Source organism: Enterobacter cloacae complex sp. P13B (assembly GCF_014895915.1).
Classification (GTDB): domain Bacteria; phylum Pseudomonadota; class Gammaproteobacteria; order Enterobacterales; family Enterobacteriaceae; genus Enterobacter; species Enterobacter bugandensis.
Window position 1 is genome coordinate 66,344 of sequence record NZ_JADBQN010000012.1, and the last position, 15,864, is coordinate 82,207.

Consider the following 15,864-nt stretch of genomic DNA (forward strand, 5'->3'; position numbering starts at 1 on the left):
TGTGGATATAAAAAAACCGGGGAAACCCGGTTTTTTATTTTCAAGATGCTGTATCAGGCATTCACGCCCTTCATACCCTCGGCAGAATAACGATCGCCTTTAATCGCTACCCGGCGATGAAGGTTGTTCAACGATTCGATATCGCTCTTCTCAAGCACAATATCGGCAGCGCGCGCGTTCTCGGCCAGATAGCTGACGTGCTTAGTACCCGGAATGGGAACCAGCCGATCGTATTGTGCTAACAGCCAGGCAAGCGCAATCTGACCTGCGGTACAGCCGTATTTTGTCGCCAGCGGGGTAATGATATCGAGCAACTGGCGATTATGATCGAGGCTGGACTGAACAAATCGTTCGTTATTCTTGCGGAAATCACCTTCTGCAAAATCGTTGTTGTTCAGGTATTTTCCCGTCAGGAAGCCTCTGCCAAGAGGTGAGTAGGGCACCAGGCCGATACCTAGCGCTTTCACGACCGGCAAAATGTTTTCCTCGATGTCTCGTGTCCACAGAGAATATTCTGTTTGCAATGCGGTGACCGGATGCACCGCATGAGCCCGTTGCAGCGTTGAAGCCGACACTTCGCAAAGGCCGATGTGGTTGATCTTGCCCTCTTTAACAAGGGTGCGCAGACAATCCATACTCTCTTCGATCGGGGTTGCGTTACTCACCCTGTGAAGATAAAAGAGATCGATTCGCTCCACGCCAAGCCGCTTAAGGGATTCGTTACAGCAGCGGATGATATAGTCCGGCGTATTGTTGATGGTGCGGGCGTAGGACTCGTCAGGAGAGCGATCGATGCCGCACTTCGTGGCGATTTTGAACTGGTCGCGAGTGTTTTTATCCAGCCCGGCAAGAAAGTGACCGATTAGCCTTTCATTATGGCCACGGCCATATAAATTTGCGGTATCAATAAACGTCACGTTCAGATCGATGAGGTTATGCAATACCTGCAGTGAGCCTTTGTCATCAGTCTGGCCATAAAATTCACTCAGACCCATGGCACCGTAGCCGACGGCACTGACGGTAAGATTTTGAGATAAAGTACGTGTTTTCATAGTTTCTCCTTTTCAGACGCTATGATTGTTTCACCTCAATTGTGGTTACTGAATTTTCATTTTCGTTATGCTGAAAAGGTATCAGTCACCGCCGCTCTGCCTTCCGAATCATTAAAAACGACAAAAGTTGTCTAAACGTTAAATTCGTCACACTTTTGATGATAAACTGCGCGACTTTTCCGCACGTTTTTATCTTCAGGTGACGCCATGACAGAACATATCCAGCCCTCGACCAGACCGCAGACCAAAGAGGTGTCGCGCCCCAACTGGTCGGCGGTTTTCTCCGTGGCGTTCTGCGTCGCCTGCCTGATTACCGTTGAGTTTCTGCCGGTGAGCCTGCTGACGCCGATGGCGCAGGATCTGGGCATTTCCGAAGGCGTGGCGGGGCAGTCCGTTACCGTCACCGCCTTTGTGGCGATGTTCGCCAGCCTGTTTATCACTCAGGTGATTGGCGCGATTGATCGCCGCAAAGTGGTCATTCTGTTCAGCGTGCTGCTGACGCTCTCCTGCCTGCTGGTCTCTTTCGCGGAAAGCTTCACCCTGCTGCTGCTCGGTCGCGCCTGTTTGGGGCTGGGATTAGGCGGCTTCTGGGCGATGTCAGCCTCGCTGACCATGCGCCTGGTGCCCGCGCGCACCGTGCCAAAAGCGCTGTCCGTTATCTTCGGCGCGGTCTCTATTGCGCTGGTGATTGCCGCGCCGCTGGGCAGCTTCCTTGGTGGGATTATCGGCTGGCGTAACGTCTTTAACGCGGCGGCAGTGATGGGTGTGCTCTGCATTATCTGGGTGTGGAAGGCGCTGCCGTCCCTGCCGGGCGAAGCGGCGCACCACAAACAGAACATGTTCGCGCTGCTCAAGCGTCCGGGCGTGCTGGCGGGGATGACCGCCATCTTTATGGCCTTTGCCGGGCAGTTTGCCTTTTTCACCTACATCCGCCCGGTGTTTATGACCATGGCGGGCTTTGACGTGGACGGCCTGACGCTGGTGCTGCTGAGCTTCGGTATCGCCAGCTTTATCGGCACGTCGCTGTCGTCCCAGTTCCTGAAGCGCTCCCTGAAGGTGGCGCTGGCGGGTGCGCCGTTGCTGCTGGCGGTGAGTGCCACGGTGCTGATTCTGTGGGGTAGCGACAAGTGGGTTGCCTCGGCGATTGCGATTATCTGGGGCTTTGCCTTTGCGCTGGTACCGGTGGGCTGGTCGACGTGGATCACCCGAACGCTTGCCGATCAGGCGGAAAAAGCCGGGTCGATTCAGGTGGCGGTGATCCAGCTGGCGAACACCTGCGGTGCGGCCATTGGCGGCGTGGCGCTCGACCATCTGGGGCTGACGTCGCCGCTGGTGATCTCCGGCACGCTGATGCTGCTGACCGCGCTGCTGGTGGCGGGGAAGGTTAAGGCGAAGTAGTGTTTTTCTCCCTCTCCCGTGGGAGAGGGTTGGGGTGAGGGCATCAGGCTACGCCGATGCCTTAACCCTTCTACGCGAATCCATCGAAATCAGCACCACCGACGACACGATCAGCAGCGTCCCCAGCCAGTCCGGCAGCGTAAACGCCACGCCCAGCAACACCACTGACAGCAACGCGCTGCTCAGCGGCTCGGCGCAGCTCAGAATGCTCGCCTTCGGCCCGCCGATCATCTGCGCGCCCTTCAGGTACAGGCTGAACGTCAGCGCCGTGCCGATCACCACCAGGTAGAAAAACGCCAGCAGCAGGCCGCCGTCAATCACGAAAGTGGTGCCGCGCCCGGCGTAGAACGGCGTCAGCATTAATCCGGCAATCAACATGCTCCAGCCGACAATCGGCAGCGTGCCGTAGCGGGCAATCAGCGCTGACGGATAGGTGGTATAAAACGCGGCGGCAAACGCCGAGGCGATGCCGAAGAACAGCGCGGCAGGGGAGATGGAGAGCGAGGTTGGGTCACCGTGGGTCACCAGCAGGAAGGTACCGATCAACGACGTAAAAATCGCTGACAGGACAAACACGCCGGGACGCGTTTTCCGCGCCAGGGCGAACCACGCCACAATGATGGTCGGCGACAGGAACTGGAGCACGGTCGCCGTAGCGGCGTTGGATTTTTCAATCGTCAGCAGGAAGGTGAGCTGCACGGTGAGCGCGCCGACCAGCGAGAAAAACAGCAGACTGAGGGCGTCTTTACGATGCTTGATGATCGAGAAAATCTTGTCGCCGTGAACGAAGGAGAGCGTCAGCAGGATCACGCCGGTAAACAGCAGGCGAACCATGGTCAGGTAAGGCGAAGAAATGTGGCTTTTCTCCATGATGTACTGCGCGCAAACTCCGGAACTGCCCCATAAAACGGCGGCGATCAGGACGTTCAGCATCCCTTTACGTGTGGAACCCATTTTCTCCCCTGCTATGTTGTCGTTAATTGGCCAACAGCATAGCATGGTTATGTGCGGCCTGATGCCCTCACCCCGGCCCTCTCCCACGGGGAGAGGGGGAAAACCGTAGGCCGGGTAAGCGTAGCGCCACCCGGCATGTTGTTGACCTTAGAACCACGCCTCCCACATCGCGCCGACGTTGAAGTCGTCGAGCGTCTCGTCTTTGGTATTGTTCACGCGCGCGGTGCGTTCATTATCCACTTTGCCGCCGGTGACGTAGAAGCGCAGCATCGGACGGAACTCAGGCCCCATGGCGATAGACATGTTCTGCGACAGGGTCAGCTTCCAGCCCTTGTTGTCGCCGCCGTTGTCGTAGTCAACGTGCTGCCAGCCTGCTTCCAGCCAGGTGGAGTGAACGTCGTTCCACCAGTGCATTGGGCGCACGATGGCGTTGTAGTTCTTGCGGTTGTCGGTCTTATCGCGGCTGTTGTCGTAGTCGTGGAAGGCGAGGATGTACTCCACCTGCGTGGCCTGGGTGAATTTATACAGCCCTTCGAAGCTGGCGTAGACCGTGGTCAGATCTTCGGTTTTGTTGAACACGCTGTTATCCGCGTTATCGGAGTAGCGGGCTATCACCTTGTTCACGCCGCTGTCGTTGGTGTGGCTCAGCACCACTCCGCCCTGCCAGGCGTTCAGGCGTTCGTCGCTTTCAACCGCTTTCGAATCAAAGCCGTAGTTGGCGTACAGCTCCATGTCGATCGGGCCGAGCTTCATGCCGTGGATTTTGGAGGTCGCGGCGTAGTTGCCCTTGTCGCCCGTGCCGGAACCGCCGGTACAGGTGATGCGCGACGGGTTCGCTTCATCTTCCATCACTTCCGGGCTACAGGATTCCACCGCCGCCACGGCAGCCACGTCAAACTGCACGCCGCCGATGTCAAAGTTCTTCACCCCGGCGCCCTGGCCGTCGTGGTTCATCCAGAAGTAATCGTTGATGCCCTGCTGCGGACGCTGGTGGAAGTCACGACCGGCCCAGAAGTAGGCATTTGGGTTGGAGGCCATAATGTTGGTCACCCCCGCGTAGGCTTTTTTCAGGTTAACCTCATCGCCCCAGTGGTCGATCATCACGTTGATGTCCCAGATGGCGCCGTTGTCCCCTTTGAAGGCCTTGGAGAGCTGGAATTCCCCGCCGTTACCTTCGTTACCCAGACGACCAATCGCGGACGCGCCGTTGTAGGAGCCGTCCACCGCCACGTATTTCTGATCGGCGGCCTGGAAGTGCGCGCCGTAGCGGGCGTAGCCGGTAAATTTAATGCCGAACGGGATCGCCATATCCGGGGATTGCGCCGCGCTTTGCGGCTCGGTCACCACGTCCGCTTTTTTCGCAACCGCCGCATCCATTTTGGCCTGACGCTCGGCCAGAGCTTTATCTACCGCTTTCGCCACAATGGCGTCGATTTGCTCCTGGGTAAATTCTTGTGCGAGTACGGAAATTGGGCAAAGCGCGGCGATAACCGCCATGGTTAATGGAAGTTTTTTAATCGTATTCATGGTTATCTCAATATAGTTTAATTTTATTCAGACAATAACCATCCCGCTCCGATCTGACAGAGTATGTCGCTATCATCAGAACAAGTGGATCTCTATTTAGGGTACAGAGGTATTACATTAACTTTATTTCGCCATAGACTATCTCTGATATAAATGAATTATTTCTTCAGACAATTCACGCGCTAATAAGGAATTCATTAAATGATCCTGCGCGTGCACCATGATTAACGTCATCGGCTGGCGGCCTTCGCCCGCATCCTGCTCGATCAGTTTGGTCTGCATCTTGTGCGCCTGGCGCGCGTAGCCGTCGGCTTCGTGCAGCAGGCTTTTGGCCTCGTCAAAGTTGCCCTGACGTGCCGCGTGCAGCGCTTCAAAGCACAGGCTGCGGGACTGTCCGGCGTTGACGATAATTTCCATTACGGCTTCTTCTAGTGCGATCATCATTATTACTCTTTTTCAAAACTATTATTTAAGGCGGTGGCGGCAAACCACTCTCCGCTTTTCTTAATGGTGCGCTGCTGCGTCTCTAAATCGAGCTGAATAAATCCGTAGCGATTTTTATAGGCATTGCACCACGACCAGTTATCAATAAATGTCCACATATGGTAGCCAAGACAATTGCACCCTTCGCTAATCCCTTTATGCAGCCACGTTAAATGCTCAGAAATAAACTCGATGCGATATTGATCGTTAATCTGGCCATTTTCAATAAAGCGCTGTTCATTTTCGACGCCCATGCCGTTTTCAGAAATAAAGCAGCGAGGGTTGCCGTAATTGTCGCGCAGGTTAACCAGAATATCGTAAATACCCGGCGCGTAGATTTCCCAGCCGCGGTACGGATTCATCTTGCGGCCCGGCATTTCGTAGTTATCAAAGAACCACTCCGGCATAAACGGCGCCTGCGGGTTCACCGCGCTGTCGCGACACTTCACGCGACGCGGCTGATAGTAGTTCACGCCGAGCAGGTCGATTTTTCCTTCCGCAATCAACGCGCTGTCTTCCGGCTTGCAGGCGGGCAACTGATCGTAGGATTTCAGCAACGCCACCAGGTCGGCCGGATACTCCCCGCGCAGTACCGGGTCAAGGAAGCTGCGGTTAAACATCAGGTCCGCGATGTGCGCCGCCTTCACGTCCGCCGGGTTCTGCGAGCGCGGGTAGGACGGCGTCAGGTTCAGCACGATGCCGATCTCCCCCGCGTAATGTCCGGCGCGGTAAGCCTGAACGGCCTTCGCGTGGGCCAGCACGGTGTGATACGCCACGGTGGCGGCCCGGCGGAAATCCACTATGTTGGGATAGTGGAAGTCGTACAGATAACCGCCCTCCACCGGGACGATGGGCTCGTTGAAGGTAAACCAGTGCAGCACGCGGTCGCCAAACAGCTCGAAGCAGATCTGCGCATAGCGGGCGTAAGCGTCCACCACGTCACGGTTTTCCCAGCCGCCGATCTCCTGCATCGCCATCGGCATGTCGAAGTGGAACAGGGTGATAAACGGCGTGATGCCCTGTTCATTCAGCTCATCAATGACCTGATTGTAAAAATCGACCGCTTCCGGGTTCACTTCACCGATACCGTCGGGGATCAGGCGCGCCCAGCTAATCGAGGTACGAAAGCTGTTGTGGTTCAGCTGCTTTAACAGCTGAATATCCGTTTTCCAGTTTTGATAAAACGTGGAGGTCTGCTGCGGCCCCACGCCGTTGTGAAAACGGTTCGGCTCGCGGGCAAACCAGTAATCCCAAGTGGTTTCCCCCTCTCTTGCCCCTTCGGTCTGGAGAGCGGAGCTTGCGCTGCCCCACCAGAAGTTATCGGGAAATGCGTATTTCATGTCCTTTCCTCTTTGACTTAATTGCTTGCGGCTTCAGCGGTACCGACGGTTGCCTGGGCCTTCTGCTCTTCGTTTTTCATCAGCGTACGCTCATAGGCGCGCAGGAACGGAAGGTACATCAGCGCGGACATCACCATACAGACCAGGCACATTATCACCGGACTGAGCGCCCAGTTTGCCGCCCATGAGGCACCAATCGGCGCGGGGGTGGTCCACGGGGTTAATGACACCACCTGAGCCAGCCAGCCGAGCTTCGTTGCGCCGTACGCCAGGCAGGCATTGACCAGCGGAACAAATACGAACGGGATAAACAGCATCGGGTTCATGATGATCGGCGCGCCGAACAGAATCGGCTCATTGATGTTAAAGAAGCTCGGCACAATGCCCATTTTACCGATGGTGCGCAGGTGCGTGGCGCGGCTGCGCAGCAGCAGGAACGCCAGCGGCAGCGTGGAGCCTACGCCGCCAATCAGCAGGTAGTGATCCCAGAAGCCCTGCAGGTAAACGTGCGGCAGCGCCGCGCCTGCGGCGAGCGCCGCCTGGTTTGCGGAGAGGTTCGCCATCCAGAACGGGTTCATGATGCCGGTGACAATCAGCGAGCCGTGAATACCGGCAAACCAGAAGATCTGGCACAGCAGCACGGAGAGCAGTATCGCGGGCAGGGAGTCAGATGCGGATACCAGCGGCTCCAGCAGGTGCATGATCGCCTGCGGGATGATCATTCCGGTCTGCGCTTCAATGAACAGGTTCAGCGGGTGCAGCGTACCGATCACCACCATCACCGGGATCAGGATCTCAAACGAACGCGCCACGCCGGTGGGCACTTCCTTCGGCAGGCGGATGGTCACATTGTTCTGCTTCAGCCACGCATAGACGCGGGTGGCGTAAATCGCGGTGATAAGCGCGGTAAAGATGCCCTGACCGGAGAGATACTGGGTCGAGATTTTACCGTCGGCATACGGCGCGGCGACCAGCAGGAAGGCCATAAAGGCCAGCAGGCCGGACATCACCGGGTCGAGGTTAAACTGACGCCCCAGGCTCGCCCCAATCCCCACCGAAATGAAGAAGGTCATCACGCCCATGCTGAGGTTAAACGGCAGCATCAGCTGTTCGCGGTAGGTCTGGGAGAAATCCAGCCAGCCGCGGGCGAAGCTGTTGGTGGTATCCGCCGAGAACGGCGGGAAGATGAACACCAGCATAAACGAGCCGATGATCATAAACGGTAGCGCGGCGGTAAAGCCGTCGCGGATGGCAATCACATACTTTTGCTGACCCAGCTTTGCGGCCAGCGGGGTAATTGACTGCTCAATCACCGCGACCATGGATTGATATAACGAACTCATGTGAACACCTTTTAGTGTGCCGCTTCGATGAGCGACAGAGCATAGTCCAGTACTTTATCGCCACGCTGCATGCCGTAGTCCATCATGTCGATGGGCTGCACCGGAATGCCTTTCGTAGCCGCCTTGTCTGAGAGTGTCTGTAACATGTATTTCACTTGCGGTCCGAGAAGTACCACCTGGTATTGCGGAAACTGCGTATCAAATTCGGAAACACCGTACGCATCAATCTTCACCGGCAAACCACGTTCTTTCGCGACATCGACCATTTTGCTAACCAGCAGGCTGGTGGACATCCCGGCAGAACAACACAGCATAATCTTGAACATCGACAACCATCCTCTAAATGTAAATAGTTATTGCGAGAATGATTGGACATGATACGGAAACCGGTTTCCATTTATAAAAAGCAGAACTGTGATAACCATCAAGATCCAATGCTTATGAGGCTAATTAACCGGATGTGGGTCACATAATTTGGCTGTTTTGACATCATTTTGAGTGGAAAGGGAAAATCGGTTTCCATGAAAAACGGAAACGGATATACTCCGTTCTGGCTATAATGTGAGCCGTAGCGGTTATGGAATTTGCAGGCGCGAGGTTAGCCTGCCAGGGGAAAGAGATGTCGACAATCAATGATGTATCACGTCTGGCCGGGGTGTCTAAAGCCACGGTATCGCGAGTGTTGAGTGGGTCACGTGGCGTTAAGGAAGCCAGCCGTCAGGCCGTGCTGAAGGCGGTGGATGAGCTGAACTACCGGCCTAACGTGATTGCCCAGTCGCTGCTGAGCCAGTCGACGGGCTGCATTGGGGTGATTTGCGCGCAGGAAAACATTAACCAGACCACCGGTTATCTTTACGCGCTGGAAAAACAGCTCAGCCAGCATCAAAAACACCTGCTGCTGCGCTTCGCCCATAGCAAAGCGGAAGTGATGAATGCTCTTGAAGAACTCTCCTGCGGCCTGTGTGACGACATTCTGGTGATTGGCGCCCGTTTCCCGCTGGACGTGGATATGGAAAACGTCATTCTGGTGGACTGCATGGAGGCTGATAACTCCAACAGCATTCAGTTCGATCACGCCTTTGCCGCCGAAACCGCCTGTAACTATCTGACCAGCCAGGGGCGTCGCCAGATTGCGCTGATCCACCCGCACGGCAGCGGGTTTGCCGACCAGGTGCTGCTTGGCTATAAGCACGCGCTGGAGAAAAATTTCCTGCCCTTTAATCGCAACCTCGTCTTTATGGACGCGACCTCCTCGTCCGTTGCGCTTCAGGAATTACTCAACAACGCGTCCACGCTGAACTTCAACGCGCTGCTGGTGGCGGACGAGCAGGAAGCCCAGCGGGTGATCCCGCAGCTGCAGGCGTTTAATAAATCCGTACCGGACGACATTATGGTCTTTAGCCTGGCCGGATCGCTGCACCTGCCGGGTATTCCGGTGATCCCGGCGATTGAATATTCAATGGATGCCATGGCGGCGCGTATCGTAAGCTGGCTGACGGAGAAAACGCAGATGCTCGGGTCCTATGTTCTGCGCGGGGATCTCATCATTCCGGACGTGCGGAAGCGTTAAAACATTTTCCAGGCCGGGTAAGCGCAGCGCCACCCGGCGAGAACTCAATAATCTTCCAGACAATCCACCTGACCAACCGCAGCCCAGTAGGCGTCCAGGTTGTCGCGCTTCACGGCGGTGATGGCGTTTTTGATCAGCAGCTGATTGGCCTCGGACGACAAAATCATCTCCTGCCAGGCCTTATCGCTCTGCTTTTTCTGTGGCGTACAGGTTTTCTTAATATCTTTAAGGACCTGCTGCTTTATTTGCGCCTCTTTCGCCGGATCGTCCTTTTCCTGAGCATGGACAAACGCGGCGAAGAGCAGACAAACCAGCAGGCAGACCAGGTGCGCAGCTTTCATCAACAACCCCCTTTAGACGTCACAGGCTTCCCATGAAATATATCGTTACATTCAGTGTAGCGATTCCAGTCGAAAGTATGATTTTCTCTTTTCTGCGCATGAGAATCGCCCACCGATAAGGTTACTGGATCCCCCCGCCCAGCGACTGCCACAGCGTGATGCGGTTCTCCAGGTCGGTTTGCTGCAGCGCAATCAGCGATTCCTGCGCCGACCACAGCGACCGCTGCGCGGTCAGTACCGTCAGATAATCCCCCGCGCCCGCCTTATAGCTGCGCGTTGCCACATCCAGCGTTTTTTGCTCGGCCGCCACGTATTCTCGCTGGGCATCAAGCTGCTCGCTGAGCGTTTCACGGCGCGCCAGCGCGTCGGCCACGTCTTTAAACGCGCTCTGGATGGCTTTTTCATAGGTCGCAATTAACCCTTTTTTCTCGGCTTCTGCATAACGCAGCTGCGCCAGATTGTTGCCGCCGCTGAACAGCGGCAGGGTGATGGACGGCGCGAATGACCAGACCTTCATCCCGTGGCTGAACAGGGAGGAGAGCGAGTCGCTGCCGACGCCCGCGCTGGCGGTCAGTGAAATGGTCGGGAAGAAGTTGGCGCGCGCCGCGCCGATATTGGCGTTGGCGCTCAGCAGGTTATGTTCCGCTTCCTGAATGTCCGGGCGGCGCAGCAGCGCGCTGGAGCTGACGCCCGCCGGGATCAGCGTGATGGCGTTGTTGCTCAGGCTCTCCAGCGTACCGGGCAGCAGGTTGTCCGGCACCGTGTCGCCCGCCAGCAGATTGAGGGCATTTTTATCCTGCATTACCTGCGTCCGGTAGCTCGCCACGCTGGCGCGCGCCTGCTGGTAAACCGCCATCGCTTCACTGACGTCCGTAGCCGCCGCGACGCCCACTTCCTGCTGGCGCTTCACAATCTTTAGCGAGTTTGCCGCGCTCTCCATTGTGGATTTCGCCAGCGCCAGGTTGCTGTTATCCGCCGCCAGCGTCACCCAGGCCGTGGTCAGCTCGCTAACCATCGTCAGGCGCGTGTTCTGCGCGGTGAACTCGCTGGCAAGCCAGGTTTCACGCGCGGCGCGGGAGAGGCTCTGGTTGCGACCAAACAGATCCAGCTCGAAGCTGGAGACCGCGCCGTTGGCTTCGTCGCTTGTCGCAACACCGCTTGCCAGCGTGCGGCTGCGGGTGTGGCTCAGCTCGGCGTCCACCGTCGGAAACAGGGACGAGCGCGTTTCACCGTACTGTGCGCGGGCGGCGTCGATATCCGCGATCGCTTTTTGCACGTCGCGGTTGCTGTTCAGCGCCATCGTCACCACGCTTTTCAGCCTCGCGTCGTTCATCACCTGCTGCCACTGGCTCACCACGGCGGTGGCTTCGCCGTGCGCGCCGGGCAAGGTCGCCGGGACGGGAGCGTCCGGGCGTTGATAGGTAGGGTCTAACGACACACACCCTGCGCTCAGCAGGGCTAACGCTAAAACAGTGACACGAAACATTATGACCTCCGGTTCGCGTGTTTACCGGAGAACAGACGTTTCACCAGTACAAAGAATAAAGGGACGAAGAAGATCGCCAGCAGCGTCGCGGCCAGCGTTCCGCCGATAATGCCGGTACCAATTGCCACGCGGCTGTTGGCACCGGCACCGGTTGCAACGGCCAGCGGCGTCACCCCTGCGATAAACGCCAGCGACGTCATGATGATGGGACGCAGACGCGTCTGGGCGGCACGCAGGGCGGCGCGCGTCAGGGAGTAACCTTCTGCGACTTTGGCTTCGGCAAACTCGACAATCAGGATGGCGTTCTTCGACGACAGGCCGATGGTGGTGAGTAGCGCCACCTGGAAGTAGACGTCATTACTCAAGCCGCGCAGGGAGGCCGCAAGCGCCGCACCCAGCACCCCAAGCGGGATCACCAGGATGACCGAAATCGGCACCGACCAGCTCTCATACAGCGCCGCCAGGCACAGGAACACCACGAGAATGGAAAGGGCATAGAGGCTCATCGCCTGACCGCTTGCCAGTTTTTCCTGCAAAGACAAACCGCTCCACGCCCAGGTGCTGCCGGACGGCAGGCTGTTTGCCAGCTGCTCCATTTTGCTCATCGCCGTGCCGGAGCTCGCGCCGCTGGCGTTTTCGCCCTGTATCTCATACGCCGCCGAGCCGTTGTAGCGCACCAGGCTTTCCGGGCCATACTCCCAGCGGGTGGTGGCGAAGGCGGAGAACGGGGTCATGGTGCTGTCGCTGCCGCGCACATACCATTTGTTGAGATCGGACGGCACGGCGCGATAGTCGCTGTCGCCCTGGATGTAGACCTTTTTCACGCGGCCGCGATCGATAAAGTCGTTCACGTAGGTCCCGCCCCAGGCGCTGGAGAGGGTGTTGGTGACGTCGCTCAGGGACAGCCCCAGCGACACGGCCTTGTTGTTGTCGATATCCACCTGAAGCTGCGGCATCTGCGGCAGATCGTTGGCGCGCACGGCGTGCAGCGAGCTGTCCTGGTTGGCTTCGCCAATCAGCTGGTTACGCAGTTTCAGCAGCGCATCGCGGTCGGTGCCGCCGCTGGCCATCAGCTCAAAGGTAAAACCGTTGCTCTGGCCCAGGCCGTCCACCGCAGGCGGCGTCATCGCAAAGATGGTCGCATCGCGGATGGTGCTCAGTTCCTGCGTGGCACGCAGGGCGATGGCCTGAGCCGTGTTTGCATCGCCTTTACGCTCTGACCAGTTCTTCAGGGAGACAAACGCCATCCCGGCGTTCTGGCCGCTGCCGCTGAAGCTGAAGCCTTCAATGGTGAAGATCACGTTGGTGTTGGCTTTCTCTTTGGTGAGGAACCACTCGCGCACCTGGCGGCTGACTTCGGCGGTACGTACCGTCGTCGCGCCGGCTGGCAGGGTGTACTGCACCATGATTTCGCCCTGGTCTTCCGTCGGCAGGAAGCTGCCCGGCAGCTTAAGCATGGCGAAGCCCATCGCGCCGCAGAGCAGGGCGTAGATGACCAGCATGCCGCCGGAACGGCGCAGAGCGCGCAGCACCTTGTTCTGATAACCGCGCTCGGTCCTGCTATAGAAGCGGTTAAACGCGCCGAAGAAGCCCTTTTTGTGCGGCGTCGTGTGGCTCAGAATCGAGCCGCAGAGCGCGGGCGTCAGGGTCAGCGCCACCACCACGGAGAGGAACATCGCCGAAATAATGGTGACCGAGAACTGACGGTAAATCACCCCGGTGGAGCCGCCGAAGAAGGCCATCGGCAGGAATACCGCAGAGAGCACCAGCGCAATGGCGACCAGCGCGCCGGAGATTTCGCCCATCGATTTCTCGGTGGCTTCCCGGGCGGGCAGCCCCTCGTCGCGCATAATACGCTCGACGTTTTCCACCACCACGATGGCGTCATCCACCAAAAGCCCTATCGCCAGCACCATGGCAAACAGCGTCAGGGTATTGATGGAGTAGCCGAACAGCGCCAGCACGCCGAAGGTACCCAGCAGAACGACAGGTACCGCCAACGCGGGGATCAGCGTCGCGCGGATGTTTTGCAGGAACAGGTACATCACCACCACCACGAGGACAATGGCTTCGAACAGGGTCTGAATCACGTCCTCAACGGAGATCTTGATGAACTCGGTGCTGTCCTTCGGGTAGGCCACGTCGTAGCCTTCCGGCATCGACTTTTTGAACTCGGCAATCTTGTCTTTCACCGCCGTCGCAGTGTTGAGCGCGTTCGCACCCGGTGAGAGCATGACTGCCATACCCGCCGCCGGGTGGCCGTTGAGCTTCGCGGTGGCGGTATAATCTTCGCTACCCATCTCCACGCGGGCGACATCGCTGATGCGCACCACCGCGCCGTTGGATTGGCTCTTCACAATGATGTTTTTAAACTGATCCACCGTCTGCAGGCGCGACTGGGCGCGGACGGTGGCGGTCAGCTGCTGGGCGTTCGACGAGGGTAGCGCGCCGATTTTACCGGCGGAGACCTGCACGTTCTGCGCTTCAATCGCGCTCTGCACGTCGGACGGCATCAGCGAGTAGGATGCCAGCTTCGCCGGGTCGAGCCAGATGCGCATCGCGTATTCCGCCCCGAACACCTGCAGGCTCCCGACGCCTTCCACGCGCGCCAGCGGATCCTGCATATTACTCACCAGCCAGTCGGCAATATCCGAGCTGCTGGCGGTGTCGGTTTTATCGTACACGCCCATGATCAGCAGGAAGTTGCTCTGGGATTTTTCGACGGTGATCCCGGACTGCTGCACCTCGGTGGGCAGGCGCGATTCCGCCTGCTGGACTTTGTTCTGCACCTGCACCTGAGCGGTGTCCGGGTCAGTGCCCTGCTCGAAGGTGACGGTAATGCTCACCGATCCGTCCGAGCTGCTGGTGGAGGTGAAGTAGAGCAGGTTATCCAGCCCGGTCAGCTGCTGCTCGATCACCTGCGTTACGCTGTTTTCCAGCGTCTGCGCGGAGGCACCGGTATAGGTGGCGGAGATTTTGATCGACGGCGGCGCAACGTCCGGGTACTGCGCGACCGGCAGCGTGCGGATGGCCAGCATCCCGGCGAGCATGATAAGAATAGCGATAACCCAGGCAAAGACCGGGCGACGCACGAAGAAACGGGAAAACATCAGGCGTTTCCTCCGTTGGCTTTCATCTCTTCGGCCTTCACTTCCTGCCCGGCGGTGACTTTGTCAGTACCTTCCACAATCAGCCTGTCGCCTGCCTTCAGCCCGCTCAGCACCAGCCATTTGTCGCCGTAGGTGTCACCCGTTTCCAGTTGACGCTGCTCGACCTTGTTGCTGGCATTGACCACCAGAGCGGTAGCGGAGCCTTTGGCGTCACGGGTGATGCCCTGCTGCGGCGCGAGGATCGCGTCGCTCATGACGCCTTCATCCACCCTGGCGCGGACAAACATGCCCGGCAGGAGCTGATGCTGCGGGTTCGGGAAGACGGCGCGCAGCGTGACCGAGCCGGTTGATTCATCCACCGCCACTTCGGTTAACGCCAGGCGGCCTTTCTCGCTGTAGGTGCTGCCGTCTTCGAGGATTAACGACACGCTTAGCGTATCGCTATTGGTGGCAAGGGTTTGCTTGCGTAAACGCAGCAGATCGGCGCTGGAACGGGTTAAGTCGACGTACATGCTGTCCAGCCCGCGAATGGTGGCGAGCGCGGTATCCTGCTGGGCGGTGACCAGCGCGCCGGGGGTGACGGAGGAGATGCCGATGCGTCCGGCAATCGGCGCGGTGACGGTGGTCCAGTTGAGGTTAATGCGCGCGCTCTCCTGTGCGGCCTTCTTTGATTCAACGCTGGCCTTGTCCTGCGCGCAGGTGGACTTCGCGTCTTCTGCGTCCTGACGCGACACGCCGTCGTCTTTCACCAGATACGCATAGCGCTGGGCTTTCTGGCAGTCGGCCTGCACCAGCGCCTGGGCCTGTTTCAGCGCCGCGGCGGCTTCATCAAACGCCGCGCGGTAGCTGGAAGGGTCAATTTGATACAGCGCCTGTCCGGCCTTCACGGTATCGCCTTCCGTGAACAACCTCTTCTGAATAATGCCGCCCACCTGCGGGCGCACTTCGGCGCTCATGGCGGCGGTGGTGCGGCCCGTGAGCTCGCTGACGACGGAGACCGGCTGGCTCATGAGGGTGACAATCCCCACATCCGGAAGAGGATGCTGGGGAGCAGATGTTTGCGCATTATCGCACCCGGTCAGGAGGAGTAATGCCGCGATGGAGGTTGTTATGGTTTTCATAATCTTTTTCCAGGGTGAACGATGCCTGCCCTGTTAAAGGATCAACAGGGAGGGGGGCTATTTAAAGGCACAGCGATACCGCATCTCCGGCATGGCCGGAAATGTTAATTTGGGAAATTACTTATTCCCGCTAATTATT

At 58.0% G+C, this 15,864-nt stretch carries 13 protein-coding genes; 2 read left to right on the forward strand and 11 right to left on the reverse strand.

Annotation, left to right across the window (positions count from 1 at the left end):
* Nucleotides 1–53: 53 nt before the first annotated feature.
* Nucleotides 54–1,052, reverse strand: coding sequence for an aldo/keto reductase (locus IM273_RS07470; protein ID WP_047366712.1), 999 nt, complete (start codon nt 1,050–1,052; stop codon nt 54–56).
* Nucleotides 1,053–1,259: 207 nt separating this feature from the next.
* Here IM273_RS07470 and nepI point away from each other — a divergent pair, with 207 nt between their 5' ends.
* The gene (nepI, locus tag IM273_RS07475) at nt 1,260–2,450 is read left to right on the forward strand and encodes a purine ribonucleoside efflux pump NepI (RefSeq protein ID WP_045260822.1); all 1,191 of its coding nucleotides are present in this window, start codon (nt 1,260–1,262) and stop codon (nt 2,448–2,450) included.
* A gap of 48 nt (nt 2,451–2,498) precedes the next feature.
* Here nepI and IM273_RS07480 read toward each other — a convergent pair whose 3' ends face one another.
* The 6 genes from IM273_RS07480 to IM273_RS07505 form a co-directional block, all read right to left on the reverse strand.
* The gene (locus IM273_RS07480; protein ID WP_028014977.1) at nt 2,499–3,404 is read right to left on the reverse strand and encodes an EamA family transporter; all 906 of its coding nucleotides are present in this window, start codon (nt 3,402–3,404) and stop codon (nt 2,499–2,501) included.
* Nucleotides 3,405–3,551: 147 nt separating this feature from the next.
* Nucleotides 3,552–4,931: a carbohydrate porin gene (locus tag IM273_RS07485; protein WP_041911699.1), complete on the reverse strand. Its 1,380-nt coding sequence runs from the start codon at nt 4,929–4,931 to the stop codon at nt 3,552–3,554.
* A 138-nt stretch (nt 4,932–5,069) separates the two neighbouring features.
* Nucleotides 5,070–5,372: a PTS lactose/cellobiose transporter subunit IIA gene (locus tag IM273_RS07490; protein WP_028014979.1), complete on the reverse strand. Its 303-nt coding sequence runs from the start codon at nt 5,370–5,372 to the stop codon at nt 5,070–5,072.
* Nucleotides 5,373–5,377: 5 nt separating this feature from the next.
* Complete coding sequence (locus IM273_RS07495; RefSeq protein WP_193050902.1) at nt 5,378–6,754, reverse strand: glycoside hydrolase family 1 protein; 1,377 nt, start codon at nt 6,752–6,754, stop codon at nt 5,378–5,380.
* A gap of 17 nt (nt 6,755–6,771) precedes the next feature.
* Nucleotides 6,772–8,097, reverse strand: coding sequence for a PTS sugar transporter subunit IIC (locus tag IM273_RS07500; RefSeq protein ID WP_028014981.1), 1,326 nt, complete (start codon nt 8,095–8,097; stop codon nt 6,772–6,774).
* Nucleotides 8,098–8,108: 11 nt separating this feature from the next.
* Complete coding sequence (locus tag IM273_RS07505) at nt 8,109–8,423, reverse strand: PTS sugar transporter subunit IIB (protein WP_014830072.1); 315 nt, start codon at nt 8,421–8,423, stop codon at nt 8,109–8,111.
* A gap of 293 nt (nt 8,424–8,716) precedes the next feature.
* On the opposite strand from IM273_RS07505, the gene IM273_RS07510 reads away from it, so the two are divergent.
* Complete coding sequence (locus IM273_RS07510) at nt 8,717–9,667, forward strand: LacI family DNA-binding transcriptional regulator (RefSeq protein WP_028014982.1); 951 nt, start codon at nt 8,717–8,719, stop codon at nt 9,665–9,667.
* Between the two features lie 44 nt (nt 9,668–9,711).
* On the opposite strand, the gene IM273_RS07515 is transcribed toward IM273_RS07510, so the two are convergent.
* The 4 genes from IM273_RS07515 to IM273_RS07530 all read right to left on the reverse strand — a co-directional run bounded on the left by IM273_RS07515 (nt 9,712) and on the right by IM273_RS07530 (nt 15,725).
* Nucleotides 9,712–10,008: a YicS family protein gene (locus IM273_RS07515; protein ID WP_028014983.1), complete on the reverse strand. Its 297-nt coding sequence runs from the start codon at nt 10,006–10,008 to the stop codon at nt 9,712–9,714.
* Between the two features lie 121 nt (nt 10,009–10,129).
* Nucleotides 10,130–11,494, reverse strand: coding sequence for an efflux transporter outer membrane subunit (locus IM273_RS07520; RefSeq protein WP_193050901.1), 1,365 nt, complete (start codon nt 11,492–11,494; stop codon nt 10,130–10,132).
* Nucleotides 11,494–14,604: an efflux RND transporter permease subunit gene (locus IM273_RS07525; protein WP_063155224.1), complete on the reverse strand. Its 3,111-nt coding sequence runs from the start codon at nt 14,602–14,604 to the stop codon at nt 11,494–11,496. Before IM273_RS07525 ends, IM273_RS07520 begins: the two co-directional genes overlap by 1 nt.
* Nucleotides 14,604–15,725: an efflux RND transporter periplasmic adaptor subunit gene (locus IM273_RS07530; RefSeq protein ID WP_193050900.1), complete on the reverse strand. Its 1,122-nt coding sequence runs from the start codon at nt 15,723–15,725 to the stop codon at nt 14,604–14,606. Before IM273_RS07530 ends, IM273_RS07525 begins: the two co-directional genes overlap by 1 nt.
* Between the last annotated feature and the right edge of the window lie 139 nt (nt 15,726–15,864).